At 40.4% G+C, this 23,706-nt stretch carries 23 protein-coding genes; 12 read left to right on the top strand and 11 right to left on the bottom strand.

Annotated elements, in window-relative coordinates; translation table 11 throughout:
• Nucleotides 1–44 precede the first annotated feature (44 nt).
• Nucleotides 45–407, bottom strand: a complete 363-nt coding sequence (locus E4661_RS01305; protein ID WP_136465010.1) for an endonuclease domain-containing protein — start codon at nt 405–407, stop codon at nt 45–47.
• 415 nt (nt 408–822) lie between these two features.
• On the opposite strand from E4661_RS01305, the gene E4661_RS01300 reads away from it, so the two are divergent.
• The 4 genes from E4661_RS01300 (at nt 823) to E4661_RS01285 (ending at nt 5,786) form a co-directional block, all read left to right on the top strand.
• A complete protein-coding gene (locus E4661_RS01300) occupies nt 823–1,362 on the top strand; it encodes a Riean_0653 family protein (protein ID WP_136465009.1) in 540 nt (179 codons plus the stop codon).
• A gap of 62 nt (nt 1,363–1,424) precedes the next feature.
• The gene (locus tag E4661_RS01295) at nt 1,425–1,961 is read left to right on the top strand and encodes a Riean_0653 family protein (protein WP_136465008.1); all 537 of its coding nucleotides are present in this window, start codon (nt 1,425–1,427) and stop codon (nt 1,959–1,961) included.
• Nucleotides 1,962–2,023: 62 nt separating this feature from the next.
• Entirely contained in the window at nt 2,024–2,557 is a 534-nt protein-coding gene (locus E4661_RS01290; RefSeq protein ID WP_136465007.1) for a Riean_0653 family protein, read from the top strand.
• A gap of 67 nt (nt 2,558–2,624) precedes the next feature.
• A complete protein-coding gene (locus tag E4661_RS01285) occupies nt 2,625–5,786 on the top strand; it encodes a T9SS type A sorting domain-containing protein (RefSeq protein ID WP_136465006.1) in 3,162 nt (1,053 codons plus the stop codon).
• A 266-nt stretch (nt 5,787–6,052) separates the two neighbouring features.
• Here E4661_RS01285 and E4661_RS01280 read toward each other — a convergent pair whose 3' ends face one another.
• The 3 genes from E4661_RS01280 to E4661_RS01270 form a co-directional block, all read right to left on the bottom strand.
• Nucleotides 6,053–8,551, bottom strand: a complete 2,499-nt coding sequence (locus tag E4661_RS01280) for a TonB-dependent receptor (RefSeq protein WP_240751388.1) — start codon at nt 8,549–8,551, stop codon at nt 6,053–6,055.
• Nucleotides 8,552–8,603: 52 nt separating this feature from the next.
• The gene (locus tag E4661_RS01275) at nt 8,604–9,515 is read right to left on the bottom strand and encodes a FecR family protein (protein WP_136465004.1); all 912 of its coding nucleotides are present in this window, start codon (nt 9,513–9,515) and stop codon (nt 8,604–8,606) included.
• Nucleotides 9,516–9,667: 152 nt separating this feature from the next.
• A complete protein-coding gene (locus tag E4661_RS01270) occupies nt 9,668–10,165 on the bottom strand; it encodes an RNA polymerase sigma factor (RefSeq protein ID WP_136465003.1) in 498 nt (165 codons plus the stop codon).
• Nucleotides 10,166–10,279: 114 nt separating this feature from the next.
• Here E4661_RS01270 and E4661_RS01265 point away from each other — a divergent pair, with 114 nt between their 5' ends.
• The 3 genes from E4661_RS01265 (at nt 10,280) to E4661_RS01255 (ending at nt 14,409) form a co-directional block, all read left to right on the top strand.
• A complete protein-coding gene (locus E4661_RS01265; RefSeq protein WP_136465002.1) occupies nt 10,280–12,034 on the top strand; it encodes a hypothetical protein in 1,755 nt (584 codons plus the stop codon).
• 98 nt (nt 12,035–12,132) lie between these two features.
• Nucleotides 12,133–13,461, top strand: a complete 1,329-nt coding sequence (ffh, locus tag E4661_RS01260) for a signal recognition particle protein (RefSeq protein WP_136465001.1) — start codon at nt 12,133–12,135, stop codon at nt 13,459–13,461.
• 60 nt (nt 13,462–13,521) lie between these two features.
• On the top strand, nt 13,522–14,409 hold the full coding sequence (locus tag E4661_RS01255; protein WP_136465000.1) for a bifunctional 5,10-methylenetetrahydrofolate dehydrogenase/5,10-methenyltetrahydrofolate cyclohydrolase: 888 nt from the start codon (nt 13,522–13,524) through the stop codon (nt 14,407–14,409).
• 2 nt (nt 14,410–14,411) lie between these two features.
• On the opposite strand, the gene E4661_RS18985 is transcribed toward E4661_RS01255, so the two are convergent.
• A complete protein-coding gene (locus E4661_RS18985) occupies nt 14,412–14,564 on the bottom strand; it encodes a hypothetical protein (protein ID WP_168796305.1) in 153 nt (50 codons plus the stop codon).
• A 123-nt stretch (nt 14,565–14,687) separates the two neighbouring features.
• Between E4661_RS18985 and E4661_RS01250 the strand changes: the two genes are divergently transcribed.
• Nucleotides 14,688–15,305 carry a DUF2306 domain-containing protein gene (locus E4661_RS01250; RefSeq protein ID WP_136464999.1) on the top strand — a complete coding sequence of 206 codons (618 nt, stop codon included), beginning with the start codon at nt 14,688–14,690 and terminating at the stop codon, nt 15,303–15,305.
• 4 nt (nt 15,306–15,309) lie between these two features.
• On the opposite strand, the gene E4661_RS01245 is transcribed toward E4661_RS01250, so the two are convergent.
• Both E4661_RS01245 and E4661_RS01240 read right to left on the bottom strand, forming a co-directional pair.
• Complete coding sequence (locus tag E4661_RS01245; RefSeq protein WP_136464998.1) at nt 15,310–16,107, bottom strand: 3-keto-disaccharide hydrolase; 798 nt, start codon at nt 16,105–16,107, stop codon at nt 15,310–15,312.
• A 22-nt stretch (nt 16,108–16,129) separates the two neighbouring features.
• Nucleotides 16,130–16,552 (bottom strand): VOC family protein, encoded by a 423-nt coding sequence (locus E4661_RS01240; protein WP_136464997.1) that lies wholly within the window; start codon nt 16,550–16,552, stop codon nt 16,130–16,132.
• 191 nt (nt 16,553–16,743) lie between these two features.
• Between E4661_RS01240 and E4661_RS01235 the strand changes: the two genes are divergently transcribed.
• From E4661_RS01235 to E4661_RS01225, 3 genes are read left to right on the top strand one after another with little or no spacing between them, the layout of a single operon-like run.
• Nucleotides 16,744–17,532: a 3-keto-disaccharide hydrolase gene (locus E4661_RS01235; protein WP_136464996.1), complete on the top strand. Its 789-nt coding sequence runs from the start codon at nt 16,744–16,746 to the stop codon at nt 17,530–17,532.
• Nucleotides 17,533–17,540: 8 nt separating this feature from the next.
• A complete protein-coding gene (locus E4661_RS01230; RefSeq protein ID WP_205728910.1) occupies nt 17,541–18,215 on the top strand; it encodes a 3-keto-disaccharide hydrolase in 675 nt (224 codons plus the stop codon).
• A 16-nt stretch (nt 18,216–18,231) separates the two neighbouring features.
• Nucleotides 18,232–19,677, top strand: a complete 1,446-nt coding sequence (locus tag E4661_RS01225; protein ID WP_136464994.1) for a Gfo/Idh/MocA family protein — start codon at nt 18,232–18,234, stop codon at nt 19,675–19,677.
• A 72-nt stretch (nt 19,678–19,749) separates the two neighbouring features.
• Here the strand turns inward: E4661_RS01225 and E4661_RS01220 are convergent, their stop codons facing one another.
• Nucleotides 19,750–20,583, bottom strand: coding sequence for an alpha/beta hydrolase (locus tag E4661_RS01220; RefSeq protein WP_136464993.1), 834 nt, complete (start codon nt 20,581–20,583; stop codon nt 19,750–19,752).
• A gap of 97 nt (nt 20,584–20,680) precedes the next feature.
• Here E4661_RS01220 and E4661_RS01215 point away from each other — a divergent pair, with 97 nt between their 5' ends.
• Nucleotides 20,681–21,103: a winged helix-turn-helix transcriptional regulator gene (locus E4661_RS01215; RefSeq protein WP_136464992.1), complete on the top strand. Its 423-nt coding sequence runs from the start codon at nt 20,681–20,683 to the stop codon at nt 21,101–21,103.
• A 12-nt stretch (nt 21,104–21,115) separates the two neighbouring features.
• On the opposite strand, the gene E4661_RS01210 is transcribed toward E4661_RS01215, so the two are convergent.
• The 3 genes from E4661_RS01210 to E4661_RS01200 are packed head-to-tail and all read right to left on the bottom strand — an operon-like array spanning nt 21,116 to nt 23,701.
• The gene (locus E4661_RS01210; protein WP_136464991.1) at nt 21,116–21,559 is read right to left on the bottom strand and encodes a cytochrome c oxidase assembly factor Coa1 family protein; all 444 of its coding nucleotides are present in this window, start codon (nt 21,557–21,559) and stop codon (nt 21,116–21,118) included.
• Nucleotides 21,560–21,589: 30 nt separating this feature from the next.
• Nucleotides 21,590–22,126, bottom strand: a complete 537-nt coding sequence (locus tag E4661_RS01205) for a hypothetical protein (protein ID WP_136464990.1) — start codon at nt 22,124–22,126, stop codon at nt 21,590–21,592.
• A gap of 51 nt (nt 22,127–22,177) precedes the next feature.
• Nucleotides 22,178–23,701 carry a helicase HerA-like domain-containing protein gene (locus tag E4661_RS01200; RefSeq protein WP_136464989.1) on the bottom strand — a complete coding sequence of 508 codons (1,524 nt, stop codon included), beginning with the start codon at nt 23,699–23,701 and terminating at the stop codon, nt 22,178–22,180.
• Between the last annotated feature and the right edge of the window lie 5 nt (nt 23,702–23,706).

The following is a 23,706-nucleotide window of genomic DNA, read 5'->3' as shown; positions in this document are numbered from 1 at the left end:
TTGCTTACATCATTGCCCACCTCCCTTTAATAAAGGGAGGAACATTAATGCTTAAAGTTTTCCTCTATTTCTTTTAATACAAAGGTCAAGTTCTCAAAAACCATTTTGTTTACAAATCGAATAACGGAATACCCTAGTTGATTCAAGATTTTGGTCTTTTCATAATCATACATTTCGGCTGCAGGATTTTTATGTACTTCACCATCAAGTTCTATAATTAATCTTTCCGAAGCACAATAAAAATCAACAATAAAGTTTTTGATGCCATACTGCCGCTGAAAGCGTCTGCCCAATAACTTTTTTGCTTTTAAGTGCTTCCATAAAAATGCTTCGGCAGGAGTTAGGTTATTTCGAAGTGCTTTTCTGTAGGCTATTAGCTCCTTTTTGTTGTGGACTCTTTTTTTCATTTCGTGGTAATATGTTCCCCTCTTATGATAAAGAGGGGTGGTTCAGCTTTGCTGAAGCGGGGAGATTGAAACATTAAAGATATAAAAGGAGAAATCAAAAATGCGCCTTAAAACCAGCCTTTGGTTTTTGATTTAGTGATTCGTGTTAAAATTACAGTCAAAAGAAGTTTTTAATACAAACCGTAGATATTTTTTTTACTTTTAGCGAAACCCATTTCAATGAAAAACCTACTTTTTAAAATGTTAGTGTTCTTCTTTGTTGGCAGTAACAATTATAATTCCGGCATTCCCACAACCTCCCAATATTTTTAGCGATAACCGATGACCGGTTTGACCTTAAATATACCAATTGACCTAGAACGAACCAGTTAGTTTAACATAGCAACCTCATTTTAACCATTTAAAATTAAATACAATGAGTAAATGCTTATTTTTCACCCTGCTCTTGGCACTCGCAACTGCCTGCAACAATGACGACAACAGCGCCCCTGAAAACCCAGCCGATGCACTGCCCTCGGCCACCCAGACCGGCGAGGGCACTTTTGGCTGCTTGATCGACGGCAAACCTTTTTTCCCTAGTCGTGGCCAACATCGGCCAAGTGCTTTTTATCAATTTGTACGGGGAGCCTATACCTTGGGCATAAGTGCCTCGAGACAAACAGGTAGTGGAGAAAAGTTTATTAGTGTTGGTTTAAGTGCTCTGGACATTGAAGGATTGGAAGAGACTACCTATTCTCTTATCTCGGAACAGTCCGGAAGTTTTTCTGGAATTTATCTTTTAGGTGGAGGGATTGTTTTGGATGCTACAACTACCGGAGAAACCCCCGGCGTTTTAACGATAACCCATTTTACCGATGAGATCGTCTCCGGCACCTTTGCGTTTACGGTGCTGGACAAAGATGGCACCGAGATAAAAATAACCGATGGCCGGTTTGACCTTAAATATACCAATTGACCTAGAACGAACCAGTTAGTTTAACATAGCAACCTCATTTTAACCATTTAAAAATAAATACAATGAGTAAATGCTTATTTTTCACCCTGCTCTTGGCGCTCGCAACTGCCTGCAATAATGATGACAACAGCACCCCGGAAAACCCTGCTGATGCGCTGCCCCCGGCCACCCAGACCGGCGAGGGCACTTTTGGCTGCTTGATCGACGGCAAACCTTTTTTCCCTAGTCGTGGCCAACATCGGCCAAGTGCTTTTTACCAATTTGTACGGGGAGCCTATACCTTGGGTATAAGTGCATCTAGAAAAACAGGCAGCGGGGAAAATTTTGTAAGTATTGGATTGGGCGCTCTGGATATTGAGGGATTGGAAGAGACTACGTATTTATTGGATAAGAGAAATTCAGGTAGCCTACATGGAAGATATTTATTAGGAGGAGGCACTTTACAAACTGGTACTACAGATGAAAACCCAGGCACATTGACGATAACCCATTTTACCGATGAGATTGTCTCCGGCACCTTTGCGTTTACGGTGCTGGACAAAGATGGTAAAGAAATAAAGATAACCGATGGTCGATTTGACCTTAAATATACCAATTGACCTAGAACGAACCAGTTAGTTTAACATAGCAACCTCATTTTAACCATTTAAAAATAAATACAATGAGTAAATGCTTATTTTTCACCCTGCTCTTGGCACTCGCAACCGCCTGCAACAATGACGACAACAGCACCTCGGAAAACCCAGCCGATGCACTGCCCCCGGCCACCCAGACCGGCGAGGGTACTTTTGGCTGCTTGATCGACGGCAAACCGTTTTTTCCCAGTCGTGGAAGGCAGAGACCAAAAGCATTTTATCAATTTGTACGGGAAGCCTATACGTTAGGGATTAGTACATCTCGTGGAGGAGGTGTTGAAATGCAATCCCTAAGAATAACAGGTTTGGATATTGAAGGTTTAGAAGTTTCTTCTTATCCGCTTAGATTCAGGATGTCCGGTAACTTTTCTGCAGAATATGACATCGCAGTAGGTAATATTCTGGATGGCTCCACAACCGATGAGAACCCCGGCACTTTAACAATAATCCATTTTACCGATGAGATCGTCTCCGGCACCTTTGCGTTTACGGTGCTGGACAAAGATGGTAAAGAAATCAAGATTACCGATGGCCGGTTTGACCTTAAATATACCAATTGATTAACCTACGACGTACGTACCGTTAGTTTAATATAACAACCTCATTAATCTTTTAAAAATCAAAAAAATGAGAAAGTACCTACTTGTCTTACAGCTATTCGTATGCCCAATTTTAAGTGCCCAATTACACGTCGATACCGAGGTGGCCAACCATACCAATGAAGTGTTCAGCCTTTTGGAAATGGATCGGGTGCCCCATCAGATTCTACTTGATTATGGTTATGATTTTTTGGATGTTCCCCAGTATAATGGGGTGCTTAAAAGCAACAACTACCTTTCTCCCGGCATTTACCGGGAGCTGTACAACACCATTTTGTCATCGCGTGTGAGTCTCTCGGTGCCTGAACTGGAGGCTCCCGAAAACCTTGAGGCCACCTGGGTCTCTAAACGAAAAACCGAGACCAATAAATTGGGCAAGGGGAGCCCTACCAGTGCCTTGGTGGTCAATGGCCTTTACTACAAATACTCCAGTTTTCGAAAACATGCATTGCAACATAACAGCATTGCGGTCGTCGATGGAAAATACGACGATGTCTATATCAATGGTAACTGGCAGGATCCCTATCTCGTAAGAAGTACGTTTGGTATGACCTTGCCCGTACAGGAAATTGCCAACTCAAAGGTGTCCTTTTTGTTAACTGAGGAAACATGGTACACCAACCAAGCGGACTTTGTACACAGCTTTGCTGTTAATTTTGGCGATGGTAGTGGCTATCAAGACTTAACATTGGGCGATGCCCTGTTGCACACCTATGCCAATGATGGTCATTACATCATTACCTTTCGCCTGCGCCTTAACAGCGGCAAATATTTATATTGCCGTAACAAATTGCGGGTAACCGGTACGGCTAGGGAGAATTCAATGACCGCTAGAAACCCTTTATGTGATATTGATATTCAATGGGTTGACGCAGAACGTGCCTTTGAGGGAACCGCAGGATCGGCAACTTTACAGATTGCCTATGCCAATACCTGTGGGCAGATCACCAAGCCCTTGATCGTGGCCGAAGGCTTGGATACTGGTTTGATACAAGAAAGTGGAAGGATAGGAGATTCTGATATAGGACTTTTTTTAAGTTTTGTTGAAGATTCAGATAGTGATGAACTTAGAAACTTAATAACAAACGACGACCCTGATAGCTTTGACATCATCTACGTCAATTGGGACAACGGCACCGATGATCTGCGGCGTAATGCTTATGTGCTGCAAGAGGTGATAAAATGGGTGAACGAGAACAAAATTGGCAATACGCCCAATGTGGTTTTGGGCCAGAGCATGGGCGGGGTGATCGCCCGTTATGCCCTTCGCGATATGGAAAACCGTAATGAGGACCACGATACCAACCTGTATATAAGCCACGATGCCCCACACCAGGGTGCACACATTCCTCTTGGCTATTTTTATATGGCCCGCCAACTGGTCAATGAGGTATTGGCCACACCTATCGGGAATGTAGGGGTCGCAGTGGCCGGTGGAGACTTTCCTGTACGTGATGCCATTCGCCTTTTAGATGCACCAGCGACAAAACAGTTGTTGATCAACTATGTGCGAGAGGATTATGTACTGGACAATAGTGTGCATGAAGCTTGGCAACAAGAGCTTAGCAATATGGGCTACCCTGAGCAAACCCGTAACATAGCCTTGAGCAATGCCAGCCATTGTGCCGAACCTCACGGACTATCACCAAACCAGCAATTGTTTAGATTGCACGGTTCGGGCAATACTAGGGCGTTTACCGATATTTTACTGTCTATTTTTCCAGCAGGGTTTTTGGTCGGAGTGGCCTTTGCCGATTTGGAGACTGCGTTATTGGGCTTTTTACCGGGCAAGGCCAAGTTGATGAGCGATTTTAGGGTCAAGGCATATCCTAACAATGGAGTCGCCAATATTTACTCGGGCAGTATTACTTACGAAAAAACACTTTTGTGGTTGATTCCTATAACCAGGACCTTTACCAACAAAAACTTCAATTCACCAGATGGTGTGCTCTTTCAAGATAATTTTCCGGGGGGTGTTGGGCCGTTCTATGGTTTTTTAGACAGTGAATCGGATGCTGAGGATAACTTTTTTATCCGTTACAACTATAATCTGGATGTAGTGGATAACGTGAATTTTATTTCGGCCGTCAGCGCACTCGATGTTGGCGGTGGATTGGCAGACCTGGATGTTTCTGATTATACCCGAAGCTATACCCAGAACAACCAGCCCGAAGGAAACAAGGCAATACCCTTTGACAACTTTACTACCTCTTTCAATAACAATGCGACTAATGAAGTACACTTATCCTTCAATCCGAGAAATGGCGATTGGCTGGCCGATGAACTCAACAGTATCAATAATACGTTTGATTGCGATTATTTTTGCAATGATCTTTTCATGAGTGGGTCAACCGAGTTTTGTTCATCTGCCGAGATGAGTGTTGATGCGCCAATGGGCACAACGGTAACATGGTCGGTAAACCCGCCTCATGCATTTACTTTTCCCCCAGGAAGTTCAACCTCCAAAACATTTGATAAAAGCCAATCCTTTAATGGCGCAGCCACAATACGGGCCCATGTAAGTGGAGATTGCGGTACAAGGATTTTGAGTAAAGATGTAAATGTAGGTGGCTTGCTTCCTTTGGATTTTAGGCTTCGGGAGCCGCAGGGCAGTGAACCCATATATGTTCTTTGCAGGGATCAGCCAACTTATGTAAGGGCATCACATGATACCAATGAACCTATAATTGATTGGGAATGGGATGTTTCCGAAGCCATTATTACGTATGACAACTTATATAATGATCACTCTAGGGTTACCCTGAGGCCCACATCGTACGATGCCGTAGTGAGAATAAGAGCGAGAAATAGTTGTGGATGGTCAGAATGGTCAGATGTGAGTCCTGATATAATCCAATGCATGGGACTTTTTACGGTCTATCCAAATCCGTCGAATGGTGTTTTCAATATTACCGAAAATGTTTCACAAAGTACTAGTTCGCATTCCTCTCCGACGACTTCAAATTTAACGGTGTCTTCGACAGGTCAGATGGAATCATCAAGAAGAGAAGAAAAGTATAGTTTTCAAATCTTCGATATCTATGGTAAGATGATATATGTAAAAAGGGATGTGAAATGGAGCGGGCATATTGAAATAGACATACAGCGATTTAATGACGGCATATACTTTTTAAAAATATTTGGAAAAGAATCTGAAGAGACACACCGAATAGTGCTGGATAAAAATTAGGATAGCCTCCCGTTGTGCATTTTGATAAAATTTGTATCGAGAACTGAAATTTTCGATTACATATTGGTTCTCGATACGATTTTTCATGCTTCAAAATCACTCGAACTGACAATTTATCGCAAATTATACTCAAAATGCACAACGGATTAATGTTATGAAAAAGCTTGAATGGGAGCAAGGTATGTTTTGAAGTGCTTCTCACAGGCAATCAGCTTCTTTTTTCAAGTTTTGGGAAGATGGAAATCTTAAAGATGTACAATGAGAAGTCAAAAATGCACCCTAAAGCTAACGTTAGGGGTAATGCCCAGCGAAATGCTTTCCACGGCTTCAATTTCATTGTCCTCGCTTACCTGATAATATTTGTTCAAGCTGTTTTTTCTGTTTGTCATGTTTAAAATGGAAACCCCCATATTGGCCTTGATATTTCTACCCATATTGAATTTGTAAATGGCCGATGCATCTACACGAATATATTCGGGCAACCTGCTGCTGTTAGGTGACTTGTAATTGATTCGTGAAGGAAATACAGAATTATCAAAAGCCAAATCACCATCTTGAGGTTCTGTAAAGGGTTTTCCAGATCTAAAATTTGCCCCTAACCCGACTTGAAGATTTTTATATGAATAGGTGCCCGCAAATGTCAAGGTGTGTGTAATATCCAGATTGTTAGGGAAACTACTGGGGACAATGGTCTCAAAAGTGTAATCGTTCTTGTTATAGGTATAGCTTAGCCACGTGCTATAGTTGCCACTCTTTTTGTTGACCAAAAATTCAATGCCCTTAATATCATAACTACCTATTTCACCATCAAACTGACCTTGGTTTTGAAACCCCTGGGTGTTGGTGCTGATTCCGTCCACTTCTTTGTAAAATGCTTCAAGCCCAAGGTAGAAATCGTTTTTTGAGTAATTGATGCCTATAGAGCCTTGTTTACTTTTTGTGATGGGCAGTGTTTCATCATCTGAAAGAATCCACCTGCGTTTTTCTATACCCAAGAAGTTTTGCTCCAAATCTATGATTTGGTTAGTGGTCTGGCTTTTAAACTCTCCTAAAACTTCACCTCGAAGATAATTGGCAAGTCTAAAGTTGAGGTTGAACCTGGGTTCTACCAAAAAATTGGCGAAAGTGCCCAAATTCTCCATATAATTGAACCTAACACCAGCCTTGCCAATAAACTTGTTTTCATCAGAGGCATACGAGATTTCAGTATGTGGAGCGTGGATTCTGACAACACCTTTTATTTCACTGTCAAAAGGGGGAGTGGTTAAAAACGTGGTGTTGGTAATACCTGTTTCGATATATTGATATCCGTTGTTCCAGTGGAGTTTGTCTGTTAGTGCATAGTCGGCGCTCAATTTTATTGCATTCTCCAGTACCTGATTGTTTTGGAATAAAATCTGTATTTGATTGGCAAACAAACTTTGCGCATCCAAATTATACCTAGAATAGTACACGTTTACATTTGAGGAAAATCTATCGGTCCATTGACTTTGTAATTGCCCCCCAATCGAAAGGTTGTCTTGGTTTAGTAAACTGTTGGTAGTTTCTAAATTGGTTAGGTTGTTTTCGGTATAGTTCAAATTGTTGGTAATACTGATAAAATTCAATCGGAATTTATGGTAATCGTTGATATCGAACAGTAATTTTCCGGTAAAATCGTAAAAAAAGAAGTTTTCGTCCCGTAAAATATCGTCATCAACGGCAATATTGTTTTGGTCGGTAACCTTGCTATCTTGAAACGCCCTATCAAAAAACTTGTTGTATGTTGGAGTGTTCAAGAAATCTGTTGTGGAACGGCGAGCAGAAAATTGTAGCCCTATTCTATCTGTTACAGGAATTTGGCCATAAATATCCCCACTGATGAAGTTAAACCCTGCGCCGCCAGTGAAATTGGTTGAGAGCTCATTGTCCGTTTCCATTTGCACAACGCTGCTTACCCCATCTCCAAATGCGGCAGGAGTTCCATTTTTGATTACGGTGATTTTATCGGTCAAATAGGGATTGAAAGCGGAAATCAATCCAAAAAAATGTCCCGATTGATACATTTTGATGCCGTTCCATAAAATCAGGTTTTGGTCGTTTGTGCCTCCACGTACATTGATGTCCGATACTGTTTCATCTATGCTTTTGATGCCGGGCAGTGCCTGAACCGTTTGAAGAATGTCAGGTTCGATAAGGCCAGGTAAAATACCAAACTCACCTGTGTTCAAGGTAATGCTCGCATCTGATTCTTTTATAATCCCAGTAGTGAGAAATTTATATACAATTACCTCTTTTAGTTGTTCATAGTGTTGGGCCATCAAAATTAGCGGACATCCTCCTTCATTTATCAAGTTGTCGACTCCAATATATTTTGTGTTGTATCCTAGATACCGGATTTTCAATGTTGCATTTCTCGGAATATCCTCAAGAGAGAATGAGCCATCTGCACTGGTGGTTTTTGCTATTTCGGTCCCAAATACTTCTACGGTTGCCCCTGGGATGGTGTTTTCGGCAAAATTGTCCAAGATTTTTCCGCAAACGGTTACTAAAGAGGTTTTTGTCAATGTATAATATCGATCACTAAGTTTTTGAGCTTTTATCTGAAATTGGGATTGGATGTATTCAAGAATGTCATTAAGCGATACCAAATTATTGGGAACCGCAATGGAAATGTTCTCCACATCTTCATTGATGTATGAAAACTTAATGTCAAACTTGCTTTCCAATATTTTGATGTAAGAAACTAGGGGTACAGGTGTTTCTTGCTTGTCCTGACTTTGCATTTTATTGCAGGGGAGGATAACTAAAAAACCTAGGAGGAGGCCAAAGAGGTTGCTACGGAGTTTTTTCAGCATAGAAAAGCACATTATCACCCTCAATTTTGTAATTCATTCGAGCAGGGGTGCTTATACTTTTTAACGCCATTTTCAAGTCAGTGTTGCTAAAGGTTCCTGTAAATAGCAGATTTTTATCAACATTCTCTGTATTTACCTTAATATCAAACTGTCGTTCGAGTTCTGAGAGAACATAGTCTAAGGGAATGCCCTCAAATGAGCTCTCGTTGTTCATCCATGAAGGTTGGGCCGTTTGGGGGGTGGATGCGTCCATTATTTTCTGATTTATTGCTAAAAAGGAAGAACCGGCAGGGAGTTTGGTCTCGTTACCGTTAAAAGTTACGCTTACCAAACCTTCATAACAGGTAACTTCAAAAAAACCATCTCTGTTTTCAACATTAAATTGAGTGCCTAATACAGCTATTGTACCCTGTTCAGTAGACACAGTGAATTTTTCACCTTTGGCAACTTTAAAGAATGCCTCTCCCTTTAGATTAACATTCCGTTCCTTATCCCAATTTTTCTCGCTATAAGAGATTCTTGAGCCGGCATTTAAGATAATTTCAGAATTGTCTGGAAGAACTACTTCTGAACGTTCTGCAAATTGAGTTGTTACAGATTCATCCAAGGTATTCACATAAAAATAAGAACCTGTCATGAGCACGGCTATAACTGCGGCAACACGTAAGAATTTCTTGAACGGATTAAGAACAATGACTTTTGGAGCATTGGCAATACGTTCTTCTTTAAGTTGGGCCAAAGCTTGGTCAACGTCAAATTCAGGAGCCTTCAAACTGCTTGAAACCTCTTTAAGTTTCTGGTAAGAAGCATATTCGGCGGACTTTTTAAATTCCGCTAGCTCTTGCTCAGAAAGCTCTCCGCTAAGCCATTTTGCCAAATAATTTTCTTGCATGATTTCTATGCTTTACAATTTAATAACAATTAAGTTTTAAAAAACCCTACTTTCCTTCAACACACAATTTTACAATTACCAATTTACAATGTGCAATAATTCGGTTAATGTGTGTATTTCATTGTTTATTGATAATTGAACGCTGTTTATTGCTATATCCCATCAATTTGTTCCCTGAGTGTTTTTAATGCCAAATGCATCCGTTTTTCAATCGCTTTTACACTTACTCCTTCCATTTCTGCGATTTCTGCATATTTTTTTCCATCTATCCTATTTAACAGGAAAGTAGTCCTTTGGTTTTCAGGAAGATTATTCAATGCATTGTCCAACTTTTGCTGATATTCTTTTTCTTCCAACAGAAATTCAGGAGACTCGTTGGAGATTTCCAAAGTAGGTTTTGCATACTTCAATCGAACTTTTTCAGCCTTTATTACATTTAAATAAAGATTGTTGGCAACTGTGTACAAATAAGACTTTGCTTTTTCGGGCATTACTTTGGCACAATTCTCCCAAAGCTTTACAAATGCCTCTTGTACAGCGTCATGAGCTTTTTCCTCATTACCAAACTTATAATATATATAGTTGAAAACCGTTTTGGAATTAGCTTTAAATATGGAACTAAATACCTGCTCTTCGCAAACGTTGTTCATTTAGAAGGGTTTGACAGTTGCCCAAAGATATTTTAAAAAATTTAAGATAAAGTAGGGTTTTTTCCTTGGGAGTTGTTTTAGGGATGAATTATAACCCCATAAATCCAAATCGTTATGAAAAAGTTGATCAATAACTTAATGTATATAGCACTTTTTGCTGTTGCACTTAATTTTACTTCTTGTCAAGAAGAATTTGAAGAGGTAAATGGTGATACTGACCAAGAAACCATCGAGGCTAATTCCTTTACTGCCGACCTGATTGAAAAAACATCATCTAAAGATGGTTCCTATGATAATATTATTGACAGCGCTAGCTGTTTTGCACTGAAATTTCCTTACACCGTAGAAGTAAACGGTATTGAAGTTATTATTGATGGTAAAGAAGATCTTCAGACCGTTGAGGATATTTTTGATGAAGTAGATGTTGATGATGATATTTTAGAGATTATTTTCCCTATTACCATTACCTATGCCGATTACTCTGAGCTGGTAATTGAAAACAAAGAACATTTAAGAGAATTGGCTGCTGAATGTGTTGAAGGAGGGGGTGATGACGATATTGAGTGTATCGATTTTGTTTATCCTATCAAGCTTTTCACATTTGACACCAATAATCAACAAACCGGAGAGGTAACTGTTGAGAGTGATGAACAATTGAGAAGATTCTTTAAAGGATTGGAAGATGGTAACCTTGTTAGCATCGAATATCCGATTACATTGAAAAAATATGATGGCACAGAAATCATCGTAAACAGTAATGCCGAATTGGCCAATGCTTTGGAAATGGCAAAAGATGAATGTGATGAGGATGATGATGATGACTTTAACGATGACGATTTCGATGAAGAAAGATTTGATTTCTGTCTAACACAGTGTCCATGGCTTGTACGCGAGGTCGTCAGGGATGAAACAAACCAAACAGACCAATACAAGAACTATCTTATGGTGTTCACTGAGGATGGAGGGGTAACTGTAAAAGATAGAGAAGGTAATGTGCTTAATGGTACTTGGAGTTCAAGCTTCACAGATCGTGGACCGCTTTTGACTCTTGAGTTCGATACATTGGTCGACTTTAACCTTGAATGGTTGGTATATGAAATCGGTGACCATACAATCAAACTATATGCAGAGGGCGGTAACAAGATTGTCATGAAGCAACTTTGTGAGGATGATACCCCTGATCCAGATACCTTAAGAGAGATTTTGAAAGAGTGCGAGTGGGTTATCAAAAAGGTGAAAAATCAAGGTGAGGAAATAGATAGACTGTTGGGATTTGAATTTAAGTTCATGGCGGAAGGCATAGTTACCTTGAGCGATGGCGAAACAACTTCTGAAGGTACATGGGAAATAGGACCTAATGATGATGGAGTCCCTTCACTCTTAATTACCATGGGAGATGAACCTGGAGTTAGCTTTGATTGGCCATTGAGACACTTGGACGATAATAGACTAAAGTTCTACGTAGAAGAAATTGGCTATGAATTGATTCTTTTGAGAGTTTGTGATGATAATGCCAATGATGGTGACGTTGTTGAAATTAGAACAGCTATGATGGATGGTGCTTGGAATGTGGCACAGTATGTAGAAAATGATGAGGATATGACAGCTGAATTTGATGGATTGGACTTCTATTTTAACGAAATGCACCGTATACAGGTCGATGAAAATGACAATCCAATTATTGAAGGTTTATGGAGGGTAATCAGAAATCATGAAAACCAATTAAAATTCTTTTTGAACTTTGATGACGATGAAAAGTTTGGCACATTGACAGACGGTTGGTACATCGAATCAGTGAACGCAGAGCGAATCGAATTGGTTCATGAAGATGAAAATTCCACAGAAACTTTAGTTTTTGAAAAGCTATAAACGATTTTCCCCTATCTTTTTTGAAAAGGACGGCTCTCCCCAAAGCCGTCCTTTTCTTTTTATTCTTAAATTTGTCCCTCTTTTAAAATGACATATAGATGTTTGACAATTTAAGTGAAAAGCTCGATAAAGCACTACACGTTCTTAAGGGACATGGGCAAATAACCGAGATCAATGTTGCAGAGACCATCAAGGAAGTTCGAAGGGCTTTGCTTGACGCGGATGTCAATTTTAAGATAGCCAAAGAATTTACAAATAGGGTTAAGGAAAAAGCCCTAGGTCAGAACGTATTGACTTCTTTACAACCTGGCCAGCTTATGGTCAAAATTGTAAAGGATGAGCTGACCGAACTCATGGGCGGTGATGCAGAGGGAGTTGATCTTTCAGGAAATCCTTCGGTAATTCTGATGTCAGGTCTTCAAGGTTCTGGTAAGACCACTTTTTCCGGAAAGCTTGCCAATTACCTGAAAAATAAGAAAACAAAGAAGCCTTTGTTGGTAGCCTGCGATGTGTATCGCCCCGCAGCTATTGACCAATTACACGTAGTCGGTGAACAGATTGGGGTTGAGGTCTTTTCGGATCGTGAAAATAATGACCCTGTTAAGATTGCCAAGGCTGGGGTAGCACATGCAAAGGCTAATGGTAATAATGTGGTTATAATCGATACCGCGGGACGTTTGGCTGTTGATGAGCAGATGATGACCGAGATAGCCAATATTCACAAGGCCATAAGCCCACAAGAGACCCTGTTTGTGGTTGATTCCATGACCGGGCAAGATGCGGTCAATACGGCCAAGGCGTTCAATGATGTCTTGAATTTTGATGGTGTTATCCTTACCAAATTGGACGGTGATACTCGAGGTGGTGCAGCAATTTCCATTAAATCGGTTGTTGATAAACCAATTAAGTTCATTGGTACCGGCGAAAAAATGGAGGCCATTGATGTCTTTTACCCTGCTAGAATGGCCGATAGGATTCTTGGTATGGGTGATGTGGTTTCCCTTGTGGAACGTGCTCAAGAGCAATTTGATGAGGAACAGGCACGTAAGATCCAGAAGAAAATCGCCAAAAACAGATTTGGGTTCGACGATTTCCTAAGCCAAATTCAGCAAATCAAGAAAATGGGGAACATGAAAGATCTCATGGGCATGATTCCCGGTGCTGGCAAGGCTTTAAAGGGATTGGATATCGATGATGACGCCTTCAAACATATTGAAGCCATTATCCATTCCATGACTCCAGATGAGCGCTCTACCCCCTCCAAATTAAATGCGAGTAGAAAAAAACGTATTGCAGCAGGGAGTGGTAGAACCATTCAGGAGGTAAATCAATTATTGAAGCAATTTGAGCAGATGAGCAAAATGATGAAGATGATGCAAGGCGGTGGAGGCAAAAAAATGATGCAGATGATGCAGAATATGAGATAGCAATGCACAATTTACAATAACCAGCAACCTTTCCTATTACCTAAAACAAAACCAACCAAAATGGAAATTCTCGACGGGAAAAAAGTATCGAACCAAATTAAAGATGAAATCGCCGTTGAGGTGGCCCAAATGAAAGAAAGAGGCGAAAAAGTTCCGCATTTGGCAGCCGTACTGGTTGGTAATGACGGCGCTAGTCTAACTTATGTGGGTAGCAAAGTACGTTCCTGTAAAAAAATAGGGTTTGAATCGACCTTGATTCACTTACCTGAGGATACCACCGAAGATGAGCTACTTCAACAAGTTTCTGATTTAAATGCAAATCCGGATATTGATGGCTATATAGTGCAGCTACCGTTGCCCAAACATATCGATGAATTAAAAGTGTTGATGGCCGTGGATCCAGATAAAGACGTAGATGGATTTCATCCAACCAATTTCGGCAAAATGGCCTTGGATATGAAATCTTTCATTCCTGCCACTCCTTTTGGAATTATGGAATTACTGCGCAGATATAATGTCGAAACGGAAGGAAAACATACAGTGGTTATCGGAAGAAGTCATATCGTGGGAAGACCCATTAGCATTTTGATGAGTCAAAAAGGCAAAGCTGCCAATTCAACAGTGACCTTAACCCATAGTAGAACCAAAGATATCAAGGAACTTACGCTTCAAGCAGATATTGTTGTTTCCGCGTTGGGAGTTCCAAATTTTCTCAAGGCCGATATGGTTAAAGAGGATGTGGTCGTCATTGATGTAGGTATCACTAGGGTGCCGGATGAAACCCGCGAAAGAGGTTACTATATTACTGGAGATGTAGACTTCGAAGGTGTAAGCAAAAAAGCATCTCATATTACCCCGGTACCAGGCGGGGTTGGCCCTATGACAATAGCCATGTTACTACAAAATACATTGTTAGCCAGGGAAAGGCACAAATTGCAGCAAAATTAACGTTATTCTTGCTCTAGATCCTGAGAGGTAAAGGAGGTTTGTTCTTCCTCATCCGGAGTTATAAAATCCAAATCGTTTTCACCTTCATCATTGGTGCAACCCAATAGCGCCATAAAAGAAAATAGTACGGCAATACATAAAAGAACAGCTTTCATAATAAAAACAGATTAGGGGCAAAATTGCTTGTTCAGTCTATTTTATAACGATTTAGCATTTGGATTCTTGCTTTTTCAGGCCATAATTCGATAACTTGTTCCTAGTTTGAACAACCTAACCAAATGATTGGAAACAGAATAGCATGGTTTGTGTTTGCTTTTTTAGCCATTGGGGTAGGTCTCTATCCATTGATGTATGTATTTGGGGCGGAACAGTCAGGTTTGCTTCAAAGCAAAACCACTGAGCTATTGGCCAATCAAGCTTGGAATCTAGCATTTTATGGACATATCAGTTTTGGCGGGTTAGCGCTGTTGACTGGCTGGTCACAGTTTAGCAGAAAAATCAGAAACAAAAGACTCAACTTGCATAGAAACTTAGGTAAAACCTATGCCTTGGCCGTATTGATAAGTGGGATATGCGGAATATATATTGGTTTTTTTGCTTCTGGAGGAATTATTCCGGCCGTGGGGTTCATTAGTTTAGGCGTCATTTGGCTTTATACTACGTTGAAGGCTTATAAAGCAATTCGTTCTAAAGATATACAGTTACATCAAGGAATGATGGTTTACAGTTATGCTGCATGCTTTGCAGCTGTAACACTTAGGGTTTGGTTGCCACTGTTGACCATAGCATTTGGAGAATTTCTGACAGCCTATAAAATAGTAGCTTGGCTATGCTGGGTGCCCAACATGATTTTTGCTTATTTCTGGGTAAAAAAGAAAGGAATTCTACTGGCCTAGCAGCTTAATTTTCCAAAACTTTTAACTCAACTTTTCTAAAATCTATGGGTTGACCTTCACTTTGCAAGGCTATGAAGCCTTCTCTCAGCGGTTTGCCATCAATTTTTATACGTTCATCATATCGGTTGGCAACTCCTCCACCAATTTGGGGTTTGCTATATTCCAGCACTTTTTCACCATTGATAATATGAGTGATAAGGGAGTCACCGCGAACAATAAGTTCTGCTTTGACCCACTCTTCAGGAGGGTACGTATCACTCGTGGATGATATACAATGTCGAGGGTCTATTTTTCCTTCGAAGATAACATCAGTTCCCGGAGAACACATATTTCCGGTTGGTCTTGGCTCCCCTTTTTTAACTTCTGCCAAAAACTGCATTTCTACGGAAATAGGCCAATCTTGTTCCTTGGGCATGGTTCTGGGATCCTGCGAATGAAACATTACCCCACTGTTCATGATAGTATACCCTGGAGCTGTATCGTACCAAGGGTTGGCAAAACGATATTCAACTACTAAATGATAGTTGGAATACGGAGTGTTATAATACAAATGCCCATATCGTTCATTGTAATCACCTTCGTACTGGTCATAACGAACCTTTAAAATCCCATCCTCAACCCTGAAGGTGTCGCCAAAATTGTCGCCAACATCATAATGATGGATTTTTACAGTCCAATCCTTGATATCCTTACCATTAAAAAGCTGGATCCACTCATTTTTAGGATTACATCCACTAACAATCAGGAACAACGTAATCAGGTAAATGGAAGGGAAAGTTGACTTTAAATGGTTTCTTATCATAATACACAATTGGGGTCGAGAATTATTTGGCAAACAACTGCGCAACATCCCTAAATGCCTTGAATTCAAGTGCATTTCCTGCCGGATCTAGAAAAAACATAGTGGCCTGCTCACCAACTTCACCTTCAAACCGAATATAGGGCTCAATAATAAAATCAACTCCCTTGGATTTTAAGGCTTCAGAAAAAGATTGAAAGGTCTCCCAGGGTAGCACTACGCCATAATGGGGAACCGGTACATTTTTGCCATCTACAGGATTGGTGCGCAGTTCTTGTTCCGTTTTTGACTTGTGGTGAATCACCAATTGGTGTCCGAACAAATTGAAATCAACCCAATGGTCACTACTTCTACCTTCTTCACAACCCAAAACCTCATTGTAAAAGCGCCTGCATTCCTCTAAATTGTGAACGGGAATGGCAACATGAAAAGGAGTAATCGCTTGCATATCAATTCAAATTAGTTTTTAATATCAATATTAAGAATAACTATGGGAGGTTTTTATGCAAGTTACTGGTAATTTCCAATAAACTAACATTCAGGGTTCAGGTTGTGTCGATAGTATAAAAAAATTTTCATAACAATTAAATGTAATTACCTTTAATGACTATGATTATTACCAATTGAACAGCAAAAATTATGAAGAAAATCGCGATTCTCGTATCGTTAGTGCTTATCGGTTCATGTAAGAAAGTGCAAAAGACCGAAGTTGAAAAAACCAATACCGAAGAAACTACTCCCAAGGCCGATGAATGGACCTATCTTTTTGATGGGACAAGCACTGAAGGCTGGAGAGCTTATAATGGTGAAACTTTACCCCCGGGATGGACCATTAAGGATAGTACTTTGACATTCGATACGGAACTCGGACTGGAGCAAGATTACAAAGGCGGCACGGATATTCTTTATGGTGCGGAGGAGTTCGATAATTTTGAACTTTATTTGGAATGGAAACTTCCCGAGGGAGGCAATAGCGGAATCTTCTACCATGTCAAGGAAGGCTATAAGGGACCTCCTGTTGTATCTCCGGAATATCAGCTGATCGATGATGAAAATTATGCCAAGATACACGATTTGACAGAGTACAACTCCCAGTTCGGGGCCGAACATCCGGAACTGTTACAGGATTGGCAGAGAACAGGAGCGGATTATGCCATGCATGTTGCCGACGATTCACAAAAAGAATTAAATCCTGTTGGGGAATGGAATTCCTCCAAAATTGTTTTCACGCCAGAAAAAGTGGAACATTGGCTGAACGGTAAAAAGTTGTTGGAATTTGAACCTTGGTCCGAAGAATGGAACCAAAAGAAAAACTCTGGAAAGTGGGACGAAGCTCCGGATTATGGAAAGTTCAAAAAAGGGTTTATTGCGTTGCAAGACCACTCTAGCCCCATTTGGTTCAGGAACATTAAGATCAAAAGGCTATAATGACTAAAATGGGAAGAATTGCCCTTCTGGGGATATTTTGCTGTTTTATTGCGCTTTTTGGATGCGATGCGCAAAAAAAAGCTAAAAAAGAGGAAGGGTTTGTGGAACTCTTCAATGGCCAAAATTTGGACGGATGGGTCGGAAACAAACAATCCTATCGCGTTGAAAACGGAAACATCATAGTTGACCCCAGTGGGGGAGGGAGTGGGGGAAACCTACTTACCGAAGGAGAATATGGTGATTTTGTGTTTAGATTCGAATTTCAATTGACTCCTGGTGCCAACAATGGATTGGGCATTCATGCTCCTTTGGAGGGAGATGTTGCCTATGTTGGGAAAGAACTTCAGATTTTGGACAATACAGCTGAAAAATATGCCAATTTACAACCCTATCAATATCATGGTTCGGTTTATGGCATAATTCCCGCTAAACGCGGTTTTTTGAAACCTGTGGGGGAATGGAATGCTCAGGAAGTGACAGTCAATGGTTCAAAAATCAAGATTGTACTCAATGGAAGTACAATTGTTGATGCAGATTTGCAAGAAGCTGTAAAAAATGGGACATTGGACAAGAAAGACCACCCAGGACTGAAAAGAAATGTGGGACATATTGGTTTTTTGGGACATGGGGATGTTGTTCGATTTAGAAATATTAGAATCAAAGAGTTACCGTCAAAAAAATAATTTATAACATAATAGTATGAGTAAGAATAAATCAAATCAAGATAGGAGGAGTTTTTTGAAGAAAAGCGGTGTGGGAGCCCTAGGATTGCTAGCCGCACCTTCTGTTCTTAGTGCGAATGAAAAATTAAAAACACTAAAGCCAGGTGACAGGATAAGGACAGCTCATATAGGAGTGGCCAATATGGGAGCCGCAGACCTTAATGATATTTCATCACACCCACAAGTGGATGTAGTGGCACTTTGCGATGTGGATGCAATCAACTTGTCCACGGCTCGAAAGAAACACCCAAAGGCACGTGTGTTTTTTGACTACCGGACAATGTTGAATGAGATGGCCGATGATATTGATGCAGTAATCGTGTCCACCCCTGACCATACCCATGCTCCTGCCTCCTTGATGGCGATGGAAATGGATAAGCACGTGTACTGCCAAAAGCCATTGACCCATTATGTTTCTGAATCAAGGGCCATGAAGAAAATGGCAAAGGGCAAAGGTTTGGTCACGCAAATGGGCATACAGGTACATTCTTTCTACGATTATATGTTGGCCACACTGTTGATACAGGATGGTATCATTGGGAAAGTGCACACGGTACATGCTTGGAGTCCAAAATCTTGGGGGTATAATGGTGCTGAGCCAGAAGGAGAAGACCCTGTACCTGCACAGCTGGATTGGAACCTTTGGTTAGGTACTTCGGCAAAGCGTCCTTATAAGGAAGGATACTACCACCCTGGTAACTGGAGAAAGCTGATGGATTATGGATGCGGTACTTTGGGTGATATGGGAGTCCATATATTTGATACCCCTTACAATGCGTTGAACTTGGATGTTCCTACAACCATTAAAAATGAGTGCCGTGAACCAAACGGGTTTGGATATCCAGAAAACAATATTGTTACATACGAATTCCCAGGGACCGAATACACAGGTAAAACATTAAAGTGGATTTGGTACGATGGACCAGGAATGCCTCCTGAGCATGAAGATTTGGTGCTTCCAAGGGCAAAGGGTGCTTCAAAGTCCAAAAAGAGTACCGCCAAAACTGACATTTCACTGGATGCTGGAGTTGCCGGGGATGGCCAACTGCCAGACCAGGGAGCTATGTTCGTAGGGACAAAAGGACGCTTGTTACTTCCCCATTTTATGCAATTACCCCGAAAAATAGTACGAGGTAAATATGTGGACATTTCCAAAGAGATTGCCAAGCAAAATTTGGGCTCACCGGTTAGAAATTATGCCAGTGAAGGACCTAAGCACTATCACCAATTTATTGATGCCTGTTTGGGCAAGGATAAATGTTCGGCTCCTTTCGAATATGCTGCTCGATTGACCGAAACCATTCTTTTGGGTGTGATAGCGGGTCGTTTCCCTAATCAGACTTTGCATTGGGATAAGCAGAATGCCAAGTTTGCTGAGGAAGAAGCAAATCAGTATTTAGAATCTCCTTATAGGGAGTTCTAAACAACCAGCCAATAAATCGAAAGCCCAAATACTTAGTATTTGGGCTTTTTTCATATATCAATGTTTGACTTTCTATGCTTCCAAAAATTCAATGATTTGATTATTTATTTCTTCTTGGTGCATGGAGTGCCCTAGACCCTCTGTGCTCACTAATTTACTTCCCTTCCAGTTGGTATGCACTTGCTCAGACGCATGATAAGGAGCGACAATGTCTAACTTATCATGGAACAACAATCCCATTTTAGTGTTGGATGCTGCAAATTTGGAGGTAGAAAATTCCCGAATTTGAAATCCGAATCGGTTGTATATATAATCATTTAAAACGCTCATAAAACGATTATTGAACTTCAGAATTTGCTGAAAATGATCCATGATTTCATAAAACTCAGATGGTGAGCCTATGGTGACCAGTTTTTCTACACCTGGATTTGGATTTTTGTGTTCATTGTACATCAGGGTCATTCCACCTACGGAATGTCCAATGGCATATTTAGGATTATATTTTTTTACCATAAAGTGCACTACTTCTTCATACAGCGGTACATAAAGTAATTCGCCCGAAGAATATCCGTGCGACGGGGCGTCAAAAGCAACAATATTAAAATTAGCCTCTTGAAGCTTTTTGATAAGGTTTCTCCAACGAAACGTATTGCTTTCCCAGCCATGCACCAGTAATACGGTTTCCTTTGCCCCAGGCCAATGGTAAGTTTGTATTTTGTGATTGGCGGCAAATTCAACCCCGTTCTTGTTTTTATCCAAATATTCTGCCTGCTGTACCTTACCTTTTCTTACCGTGCAAAACAGATTGAAAGCCTTGTGTGCTGCCTTTTTTGGCATTAACAAGGAATACACATTGAAATATTGACCATATGCCAGTGGAAGTGCTTTTGCGAGTAGTTTTTTCATTAAGGTTTCTTTTTGTAACTTACTCTTTATTTGAAACTAAAATAAGCATTCAGATTAGAAGAAAAAAGAAGTAGCTCCACCAAAACCAAGTATAAAAATGGAAACTATTGCTGATAATCAAAGGGTTAGAATGACAAGAAAGTTAGAAAAAATGTTTGGTCATATCGATTACAAAAACCCACCAGAGCTTTGTGCCATACGGGATGTCATGTCTGTTGCTTCTGACCAGTGGAGTACATGGATATTGCTTTGGCTGGGGTATTTCCCCGTACTACGCTTCAATAAACTGAAAAAATATGTGTATGGTATTTCCAATAAGGTTTTGAGCCAACGCCTAAAGGCTTTGGAAGCTGATGGGTATATTGCTAGAAAAGCCTATCCTGAAGTTCCTATACGGGTAGAGTACAATCTTACCGAATTTGGACAGTCTTATGTAGAAAGACTTTTGGAGTTGACCGAATGGATGCAAATGAACAGCCCAAAAGTACTTGCGAATCGTGAAAAATACGGGCTTTTATGATTTTACCTCCCCTTAATCAGCTGAGAATATCGCTATTGTCTGCCTTTTTTCAGGAGGATTTTTGACCCGAACATTGATTGTTTGGTAAATCCATGAGCCATTAGATTTTTTAGCAATAATATCCATTCTGGCTTTTACCTTGGATGCATTTATTCGGACCGAAGTGTTTAGGGTTTTGTTGTTATCAATGAATGTTGCACGTCCCTCGAAAATTGCAAATTTATCCATGGGTTTTATTTCGCCGAGAATATCATGCGCTTTTGGGTTTTGTTTTACTTTTTCTAAAGCGTTTTCGTAAACTTCTGAATTGGAATAAGCTTTAGCCATGTCAGCTGCTAAATCACCTGCTCCTGAAGAAAACAAGAATGATAAAATCAGAATTGTGCCTGCAACGGGAACAAACCATTTCCAGTTTCGTTTCCACCAACTTTTTTGAATTATAAGTTCGTTGTCCATGGATAATTTTTACTTATTTCAAAATGAAAATCATTCCCAACCCAACATTAAATATTTGATTTTGGCAGTACTTGGTATTTGGACAGCTTCAATCTTCGATGAAGTATACCGCAAATTAGACGGTAGTTCTTCCTTATCAAGAGTAAAATAGAGATTGCTTTCCTTTGGAAAAATCACAATACTGTTAAGGGTGGTAACTATTTTCTTGATGGTATAATTGTTTTGGATATCCTCAAAGGTGCTATTCAGGCTAATCCCGTTATCCGTCTTGTAACGAGAATCCAATATTCGTACATTTTCAATTGTAGGGATGCTGTCGGAACCTGGGGTTACCGTGAGCAGGTGAGTACCGTTTTTTCTATAAACGTGGATTTTACCCTTTTTGGGGTCAACGGAGTCCCTGACGATAGAATCATTTATAAACACTTTCTCCAAATCCTCCACAGCTGAGCTGTTCAAAAGAGGCCCCACGGAACTTTCGGTAATCAAAAATGAGGTGTCTTTTTCCGAACATCCAAACAAAAATATCAAACTACAAACACCAAATACCAAAACTATTTTTCTCATTTTCTAACAACTAACAACTAACAACTAACAACTAACAACTAACAACTATTTCTATCGAATTACTTTCTTTAACACTCCAAGTACCCCACGAATGAATGTAGCGCTTGTCAATACCTTTACAACGGGATTCATACGGGTGCTTCTTCTTGAGGAAGATCTACTTCGAGATGAAGCTTTTCGTTTCCGCTCTCTTTCTTCCTCTTTTTCCGCTTCCTTTTCTGCTTTTTCGATTTTCTCATTCAGAATTTCATATGCACTTTCTCTATCAATATCCTCGTTGTATTTTTTGATGAGTTTTGATTTGCCCAATACTTCTTTCAATTCAGCGTTGGTCAAAACATCCATTCTGCTCATAGGCGCCCTCAGCAGTGTGGCAGCCAATGGGGTTGGCCTTCCTTTTTCATCCAAAGCAGATATTAATGCCTCTCCTATTCCTAATGAGGTCAATACTTCCTTGGTGTCGTAAAACTCTGAATCCGGGTAATTTTCGGCAGTAAGTTTTATGGCTTTTCTGTCCTTTGCGGTGAATGCACGAAGGGCATGTTGCACCTTGAGTCCCAACTGGGCCAAGACATCATCAGGAACATCCGTTGGATTTTGAGTGACAAAATAGAGCCCAATTCCTTTGGAACGAATCAATTTTACAATACTTTCAATTTGATCTAGCAGCGCTTTAGAAGCTTCTTTAAAAATCAAATGGGCCTCGTCTATGAACAAGACCAGTTCCGGCCTATCACTATCTCCCTGTTCAGGAAATGTGGCATAGATTTCTGCCAAAAGGCTTAGCATAAAGGTGGAAAACAATTTTGGTCTATCTTGAATATCGGTCAATCGAATGATATTGATATAACCTCTTCCATTTTCATCTATTCTGACCAAATCATCCACTTCAAAAGATTTTTCACCAAAGAAAAGATCAGCACCTTGTTGCTCCAGTTCAATGATTTTTCTAAGTATGGTTCCAGTTGAACTTGTAGAAATTCGGCCATATGCCTCCTGAAATTCTTTTTTACCCTCGCCAGTTGCGTATTGTAGCACTTTTTTAAAGTCTTTCAAGTCCAATAACGGAAGTTTGTTGTCGTCGCAATATTTGAATACTACGGCCACTATACCTTCTTGTGTTACGGTAAGGTCCAAGATTCTGGACAATAAAACCGGGCCAAATTCAGAAACGGTTGCTCGAAGCCGAACCCCATTTTGCTCGGAAAGGGATAAAATCTCGACAGGAAATCCTTTGGCTTCGAACGGAAGTCCAATTTTTTCATGACGTTCATCAATCTTAGGGTGCCCCGGACTGGGTTGTGCGATACCACTGAGGTCACCTTTAAGATCCATGAGCAAAACAGGAATGCCTTTATCGGAAAGATTCTCCGCGATGACTTGTAGCGTCTTTGTTTTTCCCGTTCCAGTAGCACCAGCGATAAGGCCGTGTCGGTTAAGTGTTTTTAGAGGAACCTTGACAAAAGCGTTGGTCACGGCCTCCCCGTTGAACATACCAGCACCCATGGTAATAAAATCACCTTTGGTGGTATAACCTTTTTCAATATGTTCAAAGAATTTTTCGGTAGTGCTCATGAAAT

Source organism: Flagellimonas onchidii (assembly GCF_004804315.1).
In the GTDB taxonomy this organism is placed as follows: Bacteria; Bacteroidota; Bacteroidia; order Flavobacteriales; family Flavobacteriaceae; genus Flagellimonas; species Flagellimonas onchidii.
The sequence above is the reverse complement of the archived record's forward strand: the minus strand, read 5'-3'. Positions and strand labels throughout refer to the sequence as shown.

What these genes read in the sequence shown, in the direction of transcription:
- E4661_RS01205 (WP_136464990.1), bottom strand. Translation starts at nt 22,126, where the DNA reads ATGAGAAAAATAGTTTTGGTATTTGGTGTTTGTAGTTTGATATTTTTG.
- E4661_RS18985 (WP_168796305.1), bottom strand. Translation starts at nt 14,564, where the DNA reads ATGAAAGCTGTTCTTTTATGTATTGCCGTACTATTTTCTTTTATGGCG.
- E4661_RS01250 (WP_136464999.1), top strand. Translation starts at nt 14,688, where the DNA reads ATGATTGGAAACAGAATAGCATGGTTTGTGTTTGCTTTTTTAGCCATT.
- E4661_RS01305 (WP_136465010.1), bottom strand. Translation starts at nt 407, where the DNA reads ATGAAAAAAAGAGTCCACAACAAAAAGGAGCTAATAGCCTACAGAAAA.
- E4661_RS01225 (WP_136464994.1), top strand. Translation starts at nt 18,232, where the DNA reads ATGAGTAAGAATAAATCAAATCAAGATAGGAGGAGTTTTTTGAAGAAA.
- E4661_RS01255 (WP_136465000.1), top strand. Translation starts at nt 13,522, where the DNA reads ATGGAAATTCTCGACGGGAAAAAAGTATCGAACCAAATTAAAGATGAA.
- E4661_RS01215 (WP_136464992.1), top strand. Translation starts at nt 20,681, where the DNA reads ATGGAAACTATTGCTGATAATCAAAGGGTTAGAATGACAAGAAAGTTA.
- E4661_RS01275 (WP_136465004.1), bottom strand. Translation starts at nt 9,515, where the DNA reads ATGCAAGAAAATTATTTGGCAAAATGGCTTAGCGGAGAGCTTTCTGAG.
- E4661_RS01300 (WP_136465009.1), top strand. Translation starts at nt 823, where the DNA reads ATGAGTAAATGCTTATTTTTCACCCTGCTCTTGGCACTCGCAACTGCC.
- E4661_RS01200 (WP_136464989.1), bottom strand. Translation starts at nt 23,701, where the DNA reads ATGAGCACTACCGAAAAATTCTTTGAACATATTGAAAAAGGTTATACC.
- E4661_RS01280 (WP_240751388.1), bottom strand. Translation starts at nt 8,551, where the DNA reads ATGCAAAGTCAGGACAAGCAAGAAACACCTGTACCCCTAGTTTCTTAC.
- E4661_RS01230 (WP_205728910.1), top strand. Translation starts at nt 17,541, where the DNA reads ATGGGAAGAATTGCCCTTCTGGGGATATTTTGCTGTTTTATTGCGCTT.
- E4661_RS01290 (WP_136465007.1), top strand. Translation starts at nt 2,024, where the DNA reads ATGAGTAAATGCTTATTTTTCACCCTGCTCTTGGCACTCGCAACCGCC.
- E4661_RS01245 (WP_136464998.1), bottom strand. Translation starts at nt 16,107, where the DNA reads ATGATAAGAAACCATTTAAAGTCAACTTTCCCTTCCATTTACCTGATT.
- E4661_RS01285 (WP_136465006.1), top strand. Translation starts at nt 2,625, where the DNA reads ATGAGAAAGTACCTACTTGTCTTACAGCTATTCGTATGCCCAATTTTA.
- E4661_RS01295 (WP_136465008.1), top strand. Translation starts at nt 1,425, where the DNA reads ATGAGTAAATGCTTATTTTTCACCCTGCTCTTGGCGCTCGCAACTGCC.
- E4661_RS01240 (WP_136464997.1), bottom strand. Translation starts at nt 16,552, where the DNA reads ATGCAAGCGATTACTCCTTTTCATGTTGCCATTCCCGTTCACAATTTA.
- E4661_RS01210 (WP_136464991.1), bottom strand. Translation starts at nt 21,559, where the DNA reads ATGGACAACGAACTTATAATTCAAAAAAGTTGGTGGAAACGAAACTGG.
- E4661_RS01265 (WP_136465002.1), top strand. Translation starts at nt 10,280, where the DNA reads ATGAAAAAGTTGATCAATAACTTAATGTATATAGCACTTTTTGCTGTT.
- E4661_RS01235 (WP_136464996.1), top strand. Translation starts at nt 16,744, where the DNA reads ATGAAGAAAATCGCGATTCTCGTATCGTTAGTGCTTATCGGTTCATGT.
- ffh (WP_136465001.1), top strand. Translation starts at nt 12,133, where the DNA reads ATGTTTGACAATTTAAGTGAAAAGCTCGATAAAGCACTACACGTTCTT.
- E4661_RS01220 (WP_136464993.1), bottom strand. Translation starts at nt 20,583, where the DNA reads ATGAAAAAACTACTCGCAAAAGCACTTCCACTGGCATATGGTCAATAT.
- E4661_RS01270 (WP_136465003.1), bottom strand. Translation starts at nt 10,165, where the DNA reads ATGAACAACGTTTGCGAAGAGCAGGTATTTAGTTCCATATTTAAAGCT.